General features: G+C 63.5%; 15 protein-coding genes and 1 tRNA gene. 9 read left to right on the forward strand and 7 right to left on the reverse strand.

Features of this window, described 5'->3' with window-relative positions; all coding sequences use genetic code 11:
- Positions 1 to 175: 175 nt before the first annotated feature.
- The 4 genes from ACOOE1_RS12805 to ACOOE1_RS12820 all read right to left on the reverse strand — a co-directional run bounded on the left by ACOOE1_RS12805 (position 176) and on the right by ACOOE1_RS12820 (position 1,889).
- Positions 176 to 574, reverse strand: coding sequence for a RidA family protein (locus ACOOE1_RS12805; RefSeq protein WP_420402584.1), 399 nt, complete (start codon positions 572 to 574; stop codon positions 176 to 178).
- A gap of 21 nt (positions 575 to 595) precedes the next feature.
- Entirely contained in the window at positions 596 to 817 is a 222-nt protein-coding gene (locus ACOOE1_RS12810; RefSeq protein WP_420402585.1) for a DUF1289 domain-containing protein, read from the reverse strand.
- A 109-nt stretch (positions 818 to 926) separates the two neighbouring features.
- Entirely contained in the window at positions 927 to 1,496 is a 570-nt protein-coding gene (locus ACOOE1_RS12815) for a DJ-1/PfpI family protein (RefSeq protein WP_420402586.1), read from the reverse strand.
- Positions 1,497 to 1,815: 319 nt separating this feature from the next.
- Positions 1,816 to 1,889 (reverse strand) — tRNA-Gly (locus tag ACOOE1_RS12820).
- Positions 1,890 to 2,055: 166 nt separating this feature from the next.
- Here ACOOE1_RS12820 and ACOOE1_RS12825 point away from each other — a divergent pair.
- The 7 genes from ACOOE1_RS12825 (at position 2,056) to ACOOE1_RS12855 (ending at position 10,283) form a co-directional block, all read left to right on the forward strand.
- Entirely contained in the window at positions 2,056 to 3,381 is a 1,326-nt protein-coding gene (locus tag ACOOE1_RS12825) for a calcium-binding protein (protein WP_420402587.1), read from the forward strand.
- Between the two features lie 199 nt (positions 3,382 to 3,580).
- A complete protein-coding gene (gene apaG / locus ACOOE1_RS12830; RefSeq protein ID WP_420402588.1) occupies positions 3,581 to 3,973 on the forward strand; it encodes a Co2+/Mg2+ efflux protein ApaG in 393 nt (130 codons plus the stop codon).
- Positions 3,974 to 4,054: 81 nt separating this feature from the next.
- Positions 4,055 to 4,699, forward strand: a complete 645-nt coding sequence (gene folE / locus ACOOE1_RS12835; protein ID WP_420402589.1) for a GTP cyclohydrolase I FolE — start codon at positions 4,055 to 4,057, stop codon at positions 4,697 to 4,699.
- A 130-nt stretch (positions 4,700 to 4,829) separates the two neighbouring features.
- Complete coding sequence (locus ACOOE1_RS12840; protein ID WP_420402590.1) at positions 4,830 to 6,281, forward strand: TrkH family potassium uptake protein; 1,452 nt, start codon at positions 4,830 to 4,832, stop codon at positions 6,279 to 6,281.
- Between the two features lie 26 nt (positions 6,282 to 6,307).
- Positions 6,308 to 7,477 (forward strand): acetylornithine deacetylase, encoded by a 1,170-nt coding sequence (gene argE / locus ACOOE1_RS12845; RefSeq protein WP_420402591.1) that lies wholly within the window; start codon positions 6,308 to 6,310, stop codon positions 7,475 to 7,477.
- Positions 7,478 to 7,592: 115 nt separating this feature from the next.
- Entirely contained in the window at positions 7,593 to 9,341 is a 1,749-nt protein-coding gene (locus tag ACOOE1_RS12850) for an IlvD/Edd family dehydratase (protein WP_420402592.1), read from the forward strand.
- Between the two features lie 180 nt (positions 9,342 to 9,521).
- Positions 9,522 to 10,283 (forward strand): sensor histidine kinase, encoded by a 762-nt coding sequence (locus tag ACOOE1_RS12855; RefSeq protein WP_420402593.1) that lies wholly within the window; start codon positions 9,522 to 9,524, stop codon positions 10,281 to 10,283.
- 10 nt (positions 10,284 to 10,293) lie between these two features.
- Here the strand turns inward: ACOOE1_RS12855 and otnK are convergent, their stop codons facing one another.
- Positions 10,294 to 11,562, reverse strand: coding sequence for a 3-oxo-tetronate kinase (otnK, locus tag ACOOE1_RS12860; protein ID WP_420402594.1), 1,269 nt, complete (start codon positions 11,560 to 11,562; stop codon positions 10,294 to 10,296).
- A 131-nt stretch (positions 11,563 to 11,693) separates the two neighbouring features.
- Here otnK and otnI point away from each other — a divergent pair, with 131 nt between their 5' ends.
- The gene (gene otnI / locus ACOOE1_RS12865) at positions 11,694 to 12,473 is read left to right on the forward strand and encodes a 2-oxo-tetronate isomerase (protein WP_420402595.1); all 780 of its coding nucleotides are present in this window, start codon (positions 11,694 to 11,696) and stop codon (positions 12,471 to 12,473) included.
- Positions 12,470 to 13,462, forward strand: a complete 993-nt coding sequence (gene denD, locus ACOOE1_RS12870) for a D-erythronate dehydrogenase (RefSeq protein ID WP_420406432.1) — start codon at positions 12,470 to 12,472, stop codon at positions 13,460 to 13,462. Before otnI ends, denD begins: the two co-directional genes overlap by 4 nt.
- A gap of 9 nt (positions 13,463 to 13,471) precedes the next feature.
- On the opposite strand, the gene ACOOE1_RS12875 is transcribed toward denD, so the two are convergent.
- Together ACOOE1_RS12875 and ACOOE1_RS12880 are read right to left on the reverse strand one after the other, a co-directional pair.
- On the reverse strand, positions 13,472 to 14,170 hold the full coding sequence (locus ACOOE1_RS12875) for a fused DSP-PTPase phosphatase/NAD kinase-like protein (RefSeq protein WP_420402596.1): 699 nt from the start codon (positions 14,168 to 14,170) through the stop codon (positions 13,472 to 13,474).
- A 29-nt stretch (positions 14,171 to 14,199) separates the two neighbouring features.
- Positions 14,200 to 15,129 carry a VOC family protein gene (locus ACOOE1_RS12880; protein ID WP_420402597.1) on the reverse strand — a complete coding sequence of 310 codons (930 nt, stop codon included), beginning with the start codon at positions 15,127 to 15,129 and terminating at the stop codon, positions 14,200 to 14,202.
- Positions 15,130 to 15,188 lie beyond the last annotated feature (59 nt).

A 15,188-nucleotide genomic window follows, 5' to 3' on the forward strand; every position in this document is an offset into this window, starting at 1 on the left:
TATAGGCGCGGGGTTCTGAGGCTTTTTCCCCTGCTCCGCAAGAGAAATCTCAGATTCCGCGTAAAAAAATTCGACCGGGCTTGCTCCGCGATTTCGCGGCGCCTTCCCGGCCGGATTTCGTGAGCGCAATGTGCGCATTATGTGCGCCCGCGTCAAGGGGCGCGTCAAAGAATTTTCAGCCCGCCCGATAGGCGATGCAATCGATCTCGACCAGCGCCCTGCGGGCAAGTCCGGTGACGCCGATACAGGTCCTGGCCGGACGCATGTCCGCGCCGAAATATTCCGCGTAAACTCGGTTCATCGCCTCGTAGTCCCGCTCGAACTCGGTCAGAAAGACCCGCGCGGAGACGACATGGGTGAAATCGAGCCCGAGGCCCTTGAGTACGATCCGGAGATTCTCCATCGTGCGCCGGGTCTGCGCCTCGATGCCTTGGGGCAAGGGTGCGGTGTCCTCGTCCGGGTCGGTTGCGAGCTGGCCGGTGATCAGGCACCAGCCGTCGATCTCGACCGCGTGACTATAGGGCGCCACGGGTGCCGGACCCCGATCCATCAGGTGAAAAACCGGTCCCGCCATGTTCAGTCTCCCCGATTTGCCTCAATCCACCGCACGCGCCGTCCGCCGCCGGTTCCGGCGGCGCTGCCGCGGCGCCGCACTTCCCCGGCGATCATGCAATTCGCCCACGATACGGAGCCTCTCGGCATTGTCATAGCGCGCCCAGCCCGCGATCTCCGCGATCGTGCGCCAGCAACCGAGACAATAACCGCTTTCGCGGTCGATCTGGCAAACTGCGACGCAGGGAGAGGGAATATCGGACATGGACGCGTGCCTGTTAGCGGTTCGAAGTCACTGAAGCATGGCAGAAATAAAAACGGCGTGGATCCGATAATCCACGCCGTCAACGCCAGATACTGGTCTGGAAGCGCCGTTACGCGGCTTCGGTCACGTTGCTGTCATAAGCGGTGACCAGAGCCGCAAAGCTCTGTACCAGGTCGGCAATACCTTCGGCACCGTTGGCGGTGACGAGGTTGCCTTCGGTCACGGACGCGGTTTCTTCCCAGCTCGCGCCGGCAGCCTCAAGGGCTTCGCGGGTATCGGCGGAGGAGGTGACGGTCCGGCCCTTGGCGTCTTCGATGGTGACCAGCAGGGAGCCGGCATCGCCGATCAGCGCGGTCGGCATGCCGGCGCGCAGGAAGGCCTTCAGGATGCGCTGGGCGTGCGGATCTTCAGCCAGCTTCTCGACGCCACGGACACCGCCCGGCACGACGAGACCATCGTAATCGACGGCGAGGGTATCGGCCAAGTCCGCGTCAACCGGGAAGAAATGGCCCCAGGAGCCGTCATACCAGCCATTGACCAGACCGGTAGCGCGGGAAACGGCCTTGACCGTCGCGCCGGCAGCCAGCAGCTGCTTTTGCGGTTCGACGAACTCGATCTCGTCAAACCCGTTGGCGACCATGATTGCAATATTTTTTCCGGTGAGCGGCTTGTCCTGCATTTAGTTCTCCTTTTTTGTCAGCGTCTCGTCGGTCATGTGGCGCGGCCGAATGCGGTCCTGTGAGAGGCTCCCGGGACATGCCGAAAGGCGGCACCGGAAGCCGGATCTCAATCAAACGCCGAAAATGGGCTGGATCCCGACCCGTCCGGTCGATGCCGTCGGAGGGATCAAGTTACGTGAAACCGACGAGCCTTAGCTCGCGACGGGGAGATAGCGAAATTCGCCGGAAAATTCAAGCCGCGAGATGCGCATGGCTGCGTTGCGCCGTAGATCCGCCACGTTGACGCCGACTGCTCGCCGCGGGATCACCGCCGCGAGATGGAGCGGGTGATGGGAATCGAACCCACGTATTCAGCTTGGGAAGCTGATGTTCTACCATTGAACTACACCCGCAGCGTCCCAAACATGCGCAAGCGCCGCCTTGCTTACAAGAGAAATCGTTTGGTAAACATTTAACTCTAAATAAACCTGTCTGAGCTTGGATCATCGTCCGGGTCACGCTGGAAACGTGCCCGGAGATACGGGAACGCCGAAGAAATCGGCTGAAGCGGAGGTAAGAATGGTCTCCTCTAGCGTTGACGACATTTCCAATATTGCGGAACTGGCTTCCGACAACGGAACGCTGACCATCACATCCGGGACGCTGGTCGCCAGCAGCCTCGATTCCGCACGGGGCTACGCCTCGATCACCGTGAACAGCAACGCCGCACACGTTGTCACGTTCGCCCAGAACTATCTGTTCGACCCTTCCGGAACGATCTCGATCACTTTCAGCAGCACACTCGGCGTGACCGTTTCCGGGGTCAATCTGCTGGGAACGCAGACCAAGGTATCCGCCAGCCTCACTGCGGCCGCCGACACCTTCACCGGCGGGCCGGACAGCGACACCGTCTCCGGGGGGGACGGGACCGACGTGCTCTATGGCGGAACCGGGCTCGGCGCCGATCTGCTCTATGGCGGTGCGTCCAACGACCTGGTCTACGGGAACACCGGTTCGGACAGCCTCTACGGCGACGAGGGGATGGACACGGTCTTCGGCGGGCAGGGGAACGACACGATCTACGGCGGAGCGGGAAACGACACCCTGCTTGGCGGCGCCGGAAACGATGCCATCTCCGGCGAAGCGGATTCCGACACGGTCATCGGCGGCGTCGGAACGGACTCCCTTTACGGCAATGACGGCCGCGATTTCCTCTACGGGAACTGGGGCAACGATCTGCTCGACGGCGGCGCCGGAAACGACCTGCTCTATGGCGGACAGGGTGCCGACACGGTCACCGGGAACGAAGGTACGGACACGATCTATGGCGGGCAGGACGACGACCTCGCATCCGGCGACGCCGGAGCCGACCTGATCTACGGCAATACCGGAAACGACACGCTCTCGGGCGACACCGGGAACGACACGATAATGGGCGGAGCCGGAAACGACCTGCTGGCCGGCGGCGACAATGCCGACAGGCTCACCGGCAACAACGGAACCGACATCGTCTACGGCAATGCCGGGACGGATCTGATCTACGGCAACCTTGGAGACGACACGCTCTACGGCGGCACTGACGCGGATACGCTCTATGGCGGCGCCGGCAGTGACCAGCTCTGGGGCGGCGACGGGACCGACCTGCTTGCCGGCAACGGCGGCAACGATACCGTTGTCGGGGGCAACGGCGCCGACACGATCTCCATGCTCGGTGCCAATCCCGGTGACGACGTCTTCAACGATTTCAGCACCGCCGAGGACAGAATACTGGTCGATTCCGGGACAACCTACTCCGCCACCGCATCGGGTGCGAACACGCTGGTTGCGCTCAGCGGCGGCGGAAGCGTCACCCTTGTCGGCATCTCGCCCGGGTCAGTGAGCGACGGTCTGTTCATATACGGCTGATTTGCCCGGACTTTACAGTCCCGCACGGTCACGACATGGTGAGTCTTTGTGCAACCGGCTCCACTTGCCCTGTCGCGGGCGGCGGCGCAGGGTGTGGAAGGTATGGACTCTTCGCTCCGGCGCGCCACATTTAGCGGCTGGAGCGCGAGGGTGCCGGATTGGAACGGACCCCGGGGAATGCGGGCAAGGAGCTCTTCGGTTGTACAGTGAAGTCACAGGGACGATAAGGGTCGTCGTTCATCCGCGCTACCTGCCGGACCATTCGGATCCGGAAGATCACCGCTTCGTCTGGGCTTACAGCGTCAAGATCGAGAATCTCGGGACAGAGGCGGTTCAGCTGCGGGCCCGGCACTGGCGCATCACCGATGCCCTTGGGCGCGAACAGACCGTCGACGGACCGGGAGTCGTCGGCGAGCAGCCACTGATCCAACCCGGCTCCTCTTTCGAATATACCAGCGGAACGCCGCTCGCGACCCCGTCCGGCTTCATGAGCGGCCATTACGACATGACCGGTCCGGACGGACAGAGTTTTACGGTTTCGGTACCCAGTTTCGCACTGGATCTTCCGGAAGCGGCCGGACGGCCGCATTGAGCGGATGCGGGACATCCATGGGAACACTGAGGGCGTAACCCCATCACAATTCATGCGCCCTTGATTGAAGAGGAATCCACTATGTCGCCATATGACAACGCACTGCGCGCTGAGGCCGCAGCCGGTCACGACGTCGACGTCAAGGTGATCCGGCAGCGCCCGTCGCGTGAAGAGGCGGAAGCGGCGGTTCGCACCCTGATCGAATGGGCCGGCGACGATCCGGACCGCGAGGGACTGCTGGAAACGCCGGCACGCGTCGTCAGGTCCTACGAGGAACTGTTCAAGGGCTACGAGAGCGATCCGCGAATCTATCTGGAGCGGGTCTTCGAGGAGACTGCGGACTATCACGAGATGGTCCTGCTGAAGAACATCCGGATGGAGTCGCACTGCGAGCATCACATGCTGCCGGTGATCGGCAAGGTCGCCATCGCCTACATGCCGAACAATCGCGTGGTCGGTGTCAGCAAGCTGGCCCGGGTCGTCGAGACCTTCTCCAAGCGCCTGCAAATCCAGGAAACCATGACGGCACAGATCGCCGCCACGATCCAGGACGTGCTGCAGCCCAAGGGAGTCGCGGTTCTGGTCAAGGCGGAGCATCAATGCATGACCACGCGCGGCGTCTGCAAGCCGGGCGCGAGCATGGTGACCAAGTCCCTGACCGGCTGCTTCAAGGAGGACACGGAACTCCGCAAAGAGTTTTTCGACCTGGTTTCCAGACCCGACTAGGTTCCGGCAGCGGCGCTGCCGGCGCCGCTTTGCCGGATGCAGATCGCCGTACCGCGTTTCCGGACTGGACATCGTGCCGATGGCGGTCCAATGATCCACGCTCTGTGCGCAACGCAAGGGGAGCGCGGACTTGGTCGCCTTTGGTCCGGTCCTTCACATCGTCGGCCTTCTCATGTCGATCATGGCGGTCGCCATGCTTCTGCCGGCCGGCGTGGATCTCGTCGTCGGCAATTCCGACTGGGAGGTCTTCACCGGGGCGTCGGCGCTTTCGCTCTTTATCGGCGTCTCGCTGATGCTGACGACCAACAGCCCGTCGGCCTCGACCCTCAGCCTGCGCCAGGCCTTCCTGCTGACCACGCTCAGCTGGCTCACCATCGCCATGGTCGCGGCCCTGCCTTTTGCTTTCTCGCAGCTCGACATGACCGTTGCGGACGCCTTTTTCGAGAGCATGTCCGGCGTCACGACCACCGGCTCGACCGTGATCGTCGGCCTCGACCACGCCCCGCCCGGCATTCTGCTCTGGCGCGCACTCCTGCAATGGCTCGGCGGCATCGGGATCATCGTCATGGCGCTTGCCGTTCTGCCGATGCTGAGCGTCGGCGGTATGCAGCTCTTTCAGACCGAGGCCTTCGATACCCCGGACAAGGTGGTGCCGCGCGCGGCGCAACTGGCGGGCGGGATCAGCGGGATATATCTCGCCCTGACGGCGGCCTGGGCCGCGGGGCTGTGGGCGGCTGGCCTGCCCGGGTTCGACGCCATCGCCCATGCGATGACCACGATCGCGACCGGCGGGTACTCGACCAAGGACGCCTCGGTCGGGCATTTCGACAATGTCGTCGTCGACTGGATCGTCGTTGCGGGCATGATCGTCGGCAGCCTGCCCTTCGTCTACTACCTGCGCATGATGCGCGGCTCGATCCGTCCGATCTTCCGGGACAGCCAGGTCAAATGGTTCTTCGCCATCGTCGCGGTGGTGGTCGGGTCGGTCACGATCTGGAACTGGCAGGAACTCGATTACCCGTTGCACGACGCGGCCCGCTACGCCGCCTTCAACATCATCTCTGTGATGACCGGAACCGGATACGCAACGACCGACTACGGGATCTGGGGCGGTTTTCCCGTCACCCTTGTGATCTGCCTGATGTTTGTCGGCGGCTGCGCCGGATCGACCACCTGCGGCATCAAGATTTTCCGCATCCAGGTGCTCTACGCGACGGCGCAAGTGCAGATCGAACGTCTGCTCAGGCCGCACGGCGTCTTCATTCCCTACTACAACCGCAAGCCGATCCCGGAATCGGTCTCCGAATCGGTTATGGGCTTTTTCTTCCTGTACATGCTGTGCTTCGGCATTCTCGCCTCGCTGCTGGCAGCGCTCGGCCTCGACTTCATCACCGCCGTCTCCGGCGCGGCCACCGCGATCAGCAATGTCGGACCGGGTCTCGGGCCGATCATCGGCCCCGCCGGCAATTTCGACTCGTTGCCCGACAGCGCCAAATGGCTCTTGTCATTCGGCATGCTGCTCGGCAGGCTGGAACTCTTCACCGTCCTGGTGATGCTCTCTCCCTCGTTCTGGCGCCGCTGAGCGCCGACCCGAAAGGTGCGCCTTCCATGAGCGACATGCTCTCCCGATCCGTTTCCATGCTGGAACGCCTCGTGGCCTTCGACACGACGTCCCGGCTCTCCAATCTCGAGCTCATCGACTATGCCAGGGAATACCTGGAGGAGATGGGAATCCCGACGCGAACAACCTTCAACGAGGACGGCACCAAGGCCAATCTCTGGGCCACCATCGGTCCGGAGAACAAGGGCGGCGTGGTGCTCTCCGGCCACGTCGACGTGGTCCCGGTTGACGGGCAGGACTGGAGCCGTGATCCCTTCAGCATGTGGGAAGCGGACGGGAAGTATTTCGGCCGCGGCACCGCCGACATGAAAGGCTTCTGCGCCATTGCGCTCGCCATGGCGCCGGAGATGAAAAAGCGGAACCTTAAGACCCCCATCCATTTCGCCTTCTCCTATGACGAGGAGGTCGGCTGTCTCGGCGTGCGCGGCCTGATCAAGGACATGGCGGAGAACCTGCCGCTGCCGATCGCGGTCGTCGTCGGCGAGCCGACCGGCATGAAGATCATCGGCGGCAACAAGGGCAGCCGCAGCTTCGGCGTCGTCGTGCGCGGCGTTCCGGGCCATTCGAGCGAACCGCACCGCGGCGCCAACTCGATCATGTACGCTGCCAGGATCATCAATCTGCTGGAGACGATCCAGACCGAACTGCGCGCGAACGCGCTCGAGGACAGTCCGTTCGACCCGCCCTACACCACCATCGATCTCGGCGTGATCGAGGGCGGCACCGCGCACAATATCATCCCGGAATTCACCAGGTTCCGCTGGGGCATGCGACTGCATCCCGGCGATGATGCAGAGGCGATCGAACAGCGGGTGCGCGACCTGATCGAGACGGAACTCAATCCGGCCCTGAAAGAGGTCTCGGAGGAGGCCGGCATCACCATGGAAATGGTCAACGACGTGCCGCCGCTCGTCCCGGACACGGAATCTGCGGCGGAGGATCTGATCCGCCACCTGACCGGCCTCAACCAGTCGGGGGCTGTCTCCTTCGGGACCGAAGCCGGGTTCTTCCAGCAAGCCGGCGTGCCGGGGGTGATCTTCGGGCCGGGCTACATCCAGCAGGCCCACCAGCCGGACGAGTTCATCGAACGCGCTCAGGTCCAGGAATGCGTCGACTTCATGGGCAAGCTGACGGACTGGGCCGCCGACAACGGCTGACCGCCTTCTCGACGGCCCCGCCTTGACCGTCCGCCGAACCGGTGAGACGGTTAACGAAACACGACAACAAGGTCCGGCCGTGGAGCCGGACCGACAACAGGGGGAAGCTGGCAGGATGGCCGAAGACAATTCGAACCCGAAGGATCCTAACAAGGGCAAGCGCCGTTCGTCCGATTGGTACGGCAAGATGGACAAGGACGGCTGGGCGCACCGGTCCTGGATGAAGAACCGGGGCATCCCCGCCGACATGTTCGACGGCCGGCCGGTGATCGGAATCTGCAATACGTGGTCCGAGTTCAACCCCTGCAACGCCCATTTCCGCGATATTGCCGAGCGGGTGAAGCGCGGCGTTTACGAAGCGGGCGGCATGCCGGTCGAGTTCCCGGTCTTCTCGACCTCCGAAAGCCAGCTCCGGCCGACCGCCATGCTTTACCGCAACCTTGCCTCGATGGATGTCGAGGAAGCGATTCGCGGTTTGCCGATGGATGGCGTCGTGCTTCTGGTCGGCTGCGACAAGACCACGCCCTCGCTGATGATGGGCGCGGCAAGCTGCGACCTGCCGACCATCACGGTCTCGGGCGGCCCGATGCTGAACGGTCACTACCGCGGCGAACTGGTCGGCAGCGGAACCCACGTCTGGAAATTCTCCGAGATGGTCCGCGCGGGCGAGATGACGCTCCAGGAATTCATGGATGCGGAGCAGGACGGCGCCCGCTCGGCCGGCCACTGCATGACCATGGGCACCGCTTCCACCATGGCCTCGATGGTCGAATCCCTCGGCGCGGGCCTGCCGCACAATGCGGCCATTCCGGCGGTCGATTCCCGGCGCAATGTCCTCGCCCAGATGGCCGGTCGCCGCATTGTCGACATGGTGCGTCAGGACATCCGGCTCTCGGACGTGCTCAAGCGGGAGAATTTCGAGAACGCAATCATGGTCAACGGCGCGATCGGCGGCTCGACCAACGCGGTCGTGCACATGCTTGCGCTCGCGGGACGCATGGGCATCGACATCACGCTGGACGACTGGGACCGCCTCGGCCGCGACATTCCCTGCCTGCTGAACCTGATGCCCTCCGGTGAATTCCTGATGGAGGACTTCTTCTATGCCGGCGGCCTGCCCGCGATCATCCGCGAACTCGGGGATTTCATCCACAAGGACGCGCTGACGGTGAACGGCAAGACGCTCTGGGAGAATTCCAAGGACGCCGAATGCTGGAACCGGGAGGTGATCTTCCCGATCGACAAGCCGTTCAAACCGAACGGCGGCATCGCGGTGCTGCGCGGCAATCTCGCGCCCGACGGCGCAATCATCAAGCCGTCCGCCGCCTCGCCGGAACTGATGAAGCATCGCGGGCGCGCTGTCGTATTCGAGACGATCGAGGACTACAAGGCGAAGATCGACGATCCGGATCTCGATATCGACGAGACCTGCATCATGGTGCTGAAGAATTGCGGCCCGAAGGGTTATCCGGGTATGGCCGAGGTCGGAAACATGGGACTGCCGCCGAAGGTGTTGAAAAAGGGCATCACGGACATGATCCGGATCTCGGACGCGCGCATGAGCGGCACTGCCTACGGCACCGTGATCCTGCATTCTGCCCCGGAGGCCGCCGCCGGCGGTCCGCTCGCCTTCGTCGAGAACGGCGACATGATCGAGGTCGATGTCGAAGCGCGGCGCATGCATCTCGATGTATCCGACGCCGAGATGGAAAAACGCCGGGCCGCCTGGCAGGGCTTCGAATCGCCCTATGACCGCGGCTATTCGAAGCTCTATGTCGAGCATGTTCAACAGGCCGACAAAGGCGCGGATCTCGATTTCCTGGTCGGCAAGAGCGGCACCCCGGTGATGCGCGAGTCACATTAAGAAAAAGTTGGTAATTTAGCGCGACAATCTCCACTGCAGGTTTCGTGCAAATTGTGAGACACTGGTCACGGCCCGCTGGATCGTGATAATCGGCGGGCCGCGCCATTGCAGGCGCATGCTCTATATTTGCGGTTACCGTCGCCTGAACCGGATAAGCGAATTGACGGAAGCGATACCCTCATGGGTACACCGAAAAACCTGATGACCCACGACCGCCCCCCGTCCGATTCCGAATCGGAACTGAAGACTATCGACCCCGGGAACGCACTCGTTGCCGAGGTAGCGCATGAAATGCGCAATCCGCTGAACGCGCTTCTCGCCTATACGGAGCTTCTCAAGAGCGAGCGGCACGGCCGGCACAGCCATTCGAAATACAAGCAATATTCCGACATTGCCCACGATGCGGCCGAAGCCCTCGTGAGGATTTGCGACCGCTTGCTGCTCGCCGAGGAAACCGGTGACGGGGCCACGCGTGTCGAGACGGATGCCCATGCCGTCGCGGAGCGCATGATCGCGCGCTACAGCGCCATGGCGGAGGAAAAGAAGATCACGCTCGACATGCGGTTCGATCGCGATTTTCCAATGGTTCCCGTCCCGGTCGCGATCCTTGAGGACGTGCTTGGAAACCTGGTCGTCAATGCGATCAAGTTCACGCCTGCCGGCGGGACGGTCGCCGTCATAGGCAAACGCGATCCCGCCACCGGCGCGGTCATCATGGTAATCCGCGACACCGGCATCGGGATGCCCGCGGAAAAACTTTCCGAAGTCTTGAAATTTCTCCCGGTGAAGCCCGTCGAGGGTCTGCAGGGTGAAATGGGAACCGGCCGCGGCCTGTCGATCGTCAAGAACCAGCTTGCCCCGTACGGCGTCGCCATCGAGATCCGCAGCAATCCGAATTTCGGTACCTCTGTCTCCCTGGTTTTCCCGCCGCCCAGGGCCTGAGCGCGGTTCTTCAGGGCATGGTGGCAAGCGCCTTCGCGAAAAAGTCGGGGCCACCGAAATTGCCGGATTTGAGCGCGAGTGCCAGCGGCTCTCCGCCGAGCGCCACAGTGGCCGGGACGCCGGGATCGATCTGCGCGCCGATCTGAAGCCCCTCTATCCCGAGCGCGGAAACGACCGCGCCTGAGGTCTCTCCGCCCGCAACGACCAGACGGCGGGTGCCGGACGCCACAAGGCCGCGGGCAATCGCGGCCATTGCCTCTTCGATCAGTTCCCCGGCCTCCGCCCGGCCGAGTTCCTGCTGGATCTCGCGCACCTTTTCGGCCGGCTGGCTGGCATAGATCAGGACGGGCCCCTCCGCGATCCGGCCGGCCGCCCAGCGGAGAGCTTCGGCCACCACGTCCTCGCCGCGGGAGAGTCGCAGCGCATCCACCGCGAATGCCGGATGCTCCGCCTCGAAGCGGGCGATCTGCCCGAGCGTCGCAGCGGAGCAGCTTCCGGCCAGGACAGCGGCATCCCCGGGCACGGCGGGGAGTGCGTCCGCCACACCCCGGTCCGCAAGCAGGCCAGCGCGCCGGTAGTTTTCCGGCAATCCGATGGCGATCCCGGACCCTCCGGTAACAAGAGGCAAGTCCTTTACCCCGTAACCGATTGCTTCAAGATGCTTATCAAGAACGGCGTCAACAATCGCAACGCCGCCCCCCGCCGCCTCCATGGCCGAGAGTTCGGCCGCGACGGCCTCGCCGCCGGCATCGACGGTCTTGAACTGGACCAATCTAACTGGTTTTTCGGTTTGTCGTTGCAGCACCGATACGAGATTGCTGTCGGTCATCGGGGTCAGCGGGTGATTGCGCATCGAGCTGTCCGAGAGAAGCTGCGTGCCGACGAAGAGATGACCGTTGAAGATCGTCCGCCCGTTCTCCGGGAAGGCCGGACAGGCGATCGTGACGGACGTCCCGAGGTCCTCCATCAGGGCGTCGGTGACCGGGCCGATATTGCCGTCATCCGTCGAATCGAAGGTGGAGCAGTATTTGAAGAAAAACTGCCGGCAGCCCGCCGCCTTGAGCCATTTCAGCGACTCGCGCGATTGCGCGACCGCTTCCTTCGCCGGGTTGGTCCGCGACTTCAAGGCGACGACAACGGCATCAACGTCCGGCACTTCGGTTTCCGCCGCCGGTACACCAATCAGCTGAACCGTCCGCATGCCGCCGCGCACCAGCATGTTCGCCAGGTCGGTCGCTCCGGTGAAATCGTCGGCGATACAGCCGAGAATGGGCGCCATGGCCGGTTTCCTCCCTCGTTGATACGGATTGATGGATCGGGGCGGGCAGTCTGCGGTAGGCTGCGCCCTCAAGCAAGTGCACGTCAGCGCGAGACACAACGCCCATCAAGAATGGCGACAGGGGAGGCTTTATGCCCAGACTGGCAGCAAATCTGTCCATGATTTTCCAGGAACTGCCGTTCCTCGACCGCTTCAAGGCGGCCGCGGAGGCCGGTTTCCGGGGCGTCGAATTCCTTTTTCCGTATGATTTCCCGGCGGAGACGATCCGCGCGAAACTCGACGAGGCGAGCCTGGAGCAGGCGCTCTTCAACCTGCCGCCCGGAGACTGGGAAAAAGGCGAGCGCGGTCTGGCGGCAATGCCGGGGCGCGAGGACGCCTTCTCGGACGCCCTCGAAAAGGCGCTGGACTATGCCGAGGCCCTCGATTGCCCGCGCCTGCACGTGATGAGCGGAATCGTGCCGGACGGCGCGTCGCGGGAGGCCTGTACCGAGACGCTGATCGGCAACCTCCGCCGCGCGGCGCCGCTTGCCGCCCAGCGCGGCAAGACACTGATCATCGAGCCGATCAATACCCGCGACATTCCCGGCTATTTCCTGAACTACCAGGCGCAGGCGCTGACCATTCTCGAAGCCGTCGGCGCGCCGAATGTCCGACTGCAGTTCGATCTCTATCACTGCCAGATCATGGAGGGAGACCTCGCGATCCACATGCGGGATCAGTTGAGCGTCATCGAGCACATCCAGATTGCCGGAGTACCCGGCCGGCACGAACCGGATGTGGGCGAGATCAACTATCCCTACCTGTTCGCCCTGATGGACGACCTCGGATACGAGGGCTGGGTCGGCTGCGAATACAAGCCGCACGGCGAGACCATGGCGGGCCTCGGTTGGAGCATGGAGTGGATTCGATGAAAGTCACCATTACCGGCGCCTCGGGCTTCATCGGCCGGAAACTGGCCCGGCGTCTGCTTGACAGCAACGCGCTCGTCGCCCCTGACGGTAGCCGCAAAGCCGTCACCGAGCTGACCCTTCTCGATGTGATCGAGGCACCGGAAGCGCTGACCTCGGATGCCCGCGTGCGCAGCCTTGCCGGCGACATCACCGACGAAGCGCTGCTCGCCGACGCCATTCCCGGCGATACCGACAGCGTCTTCCATCTCGCCGCGATCGTCAGCGCGGGCGCGGAGGAGGATTTCGATCTCGGCATGGCCGTCAATCTCGACGCGACCCGCACGATCCTCGAGATCCTCCGGGAGGCGGAGGGCGTACCGAAGATGGTCTTTGCCAGTTCCTGCGCCGCGTTCGGCGGCGACCTTCCGCATGTCGTCGAAGACATGACGGCGACCACACCGCAGACCTCCTACGGTACCCAGAAAGCGATCGGCGAACTGCTGGTCTCCGACTACAGCCGCAAGGGTTTCGTCGACGGCCGCTCGCTGCGTTTTCCGACAGTCGTGGTCCGTCCGGGCAAGCCGAACAAGGCGGCCTCGACTTTCGCCAGCTCGATCTTCCGCGAACCCTTGCAAGGTCAGCGCGCCGTCTGTCCGGTCGCGGGCGACGCCAAGATGTGGCTCGCCTCGCCGCGCAGCATCATCGAGAACTCCGTACACGCGCACAACCTCGCCGCAGATGCCTGGGGCGCCTCGCGCACCGTCTCGCTGCCCGGCTTCTCGATCTCTGTCGCCGAGATGGCGAAGGCGCTTGAAAACGTCGCCGGACCGGCCGTCGCCGGGCGGATCGACTGGGCGCCCGATCCCTTCATAGAAAAGATTGTCCGCGGCTGGCCCGAGGCCTTCAACACGAAGAAGGCGAAAGCGCTCGGTTTCGTGCAGGACGAAGGCATGGAAAGCGTGATCCGCGCCTTCATCGAGGATGAGCTCGGCGGCAGGATCGCCGCCTGACCCGGGCGCCTATTCGCGGCGCAGGATCTTGTCGGTGATAAGTGAGGCGAACCAGTCGGCCTGAAACCCTGCCTGGAGCGTGTCCGGGTCGTATTCCCGTTCGGCCCAGTCCCGGAAGGAAATTCCGGTCTCGTCGTGCCGCGCCGCGAACTGCTCGAAGACATGATCGACGATGCCGGTCCTGCCGTGACGGAGATGCCCGTACTTGAGCGAGAGCTGCCCCATCGCCTCGCGCATCGGCACGCCCTTCACAAGATGCAGATAAAGCGTGCTCATAAGCCCGGTGCGGTCGGCACCCGACTTGCAGTGCATCAGGGTCGGTGCGTCCAGCTTGTCCCAGACCTCGATCGCTTCCCTCAGGATTTCCGGTTTCAACGGATTGCGCGAACGAATCGGCAGGCTGACCAGTTTGAGTCCGAGACGCGCGCAGGCTTCCCGCTCCAGACGGTAGCGGTAATTATCCTCCTCGGCACCGCGCAGATTGAGCACGGTCCTGAAGCCTTCGTCCGCCAGGCGCTCCAGATGCAACGGGGACGGCTGCGCCGAGCGCCAAAGCTCGTCGCTGACCCGGTGCTTGTTGAGATAGATCGAGCGGACGAAGCCATGATCCGTCGTCATCAGGTGCCACCAGGCACGTAATCTCTCGGCACCTTCCAGCGGCCGGCGCGCCGGAACGTTCTCGGTCGGACTGTCTGTCATGGGGTCCATATACCGCACCGGCGGCCGGGTGTATGGCTCTATCGTCCGGCCCAGGGGAAATCGGCATCCTCGGCGGCGATGAATAGGGTCCCGCCAAGCGTCTCCGGCAACGTCAACCGGAGGAAATTGTCGACGCGCTCCGGCTCGAAGCCGCGTTCGCGGAAAAAGGCTTCGGTTTGCGACAGGTCCGCCGAAAGTAACCCGTATCCGGCGACCAGCGGTCCCTCGTCGGGAAGTTCCGCGCCCGGAACGAGCTGCTCCAGGCCTTCCTCGTCCGCGATCACAACGCCGCCGCGGTCGAGCGGAACGCGCCAGATGTTCCCGCTCACCGGTTTCGGGCCGCCGCGGTTGAGAAACCAGCAGTAGCGCGCTGCCGTCTTGTCGAGCACTTCGGCACCGATGATCACATCGCGCAAGGCCACGATCCCGTTGCCGTGCCGCATCCAGCGCTCCTGCCAGACGATGTCCTCGCTCAGATGGGTGACATATTGCACGCGGCCCTCCGGCATGTCCTGCGGCCGGACGCGGCAGCAGGTGAAGGAAGCCTCGTCCTCGCCGCCGTCCGGCAGGGTCACCGGCCGTTTCAGGTGCACCAGCGGCTGCGGATGGAATCCGGTCAGGGTGAGTCGTCCCTGCACACTCTCCGGGTCGACGCAGGAGAACGCAATCAGATGCAGACCGACATAGCGGTCGAGCTGTCCCTGGGTGCGTTTGCCGAGTTCCGTCGTGGCGTCGGAGACCGCGATCACCTCGATATAGCCTTCCGGCAGCATGATGCAGCGGTTGGCCGTCCCCGACGGCACCGGATCTGAGGTCTCGTCGAGACGGTGCCGATGCTCCGTATAGGGCGTCTGGACGAATCCCAGCCGGTTGAGGTCCCTGTGCGCTTCCGCCATGTCCGGGACGAAATGCGCAACGTGATCGAGGAAGATCTCTTCTCCCACCGGCAATTGGCGCGCCTGTTCCATATCGATGTCTTTCCCGACTTGCTTTCCGAATCTGCGTCGTCACTATGCGAAGAATTCAA

It is taken from the genome of Nisaea sp., assembly GCF_965216895.1.
GTDB lineage: Bacteria > Pseudomonadota > Alphaproteobacteria > Thalassobaculales > Thalassobaculaceae > Nisaea.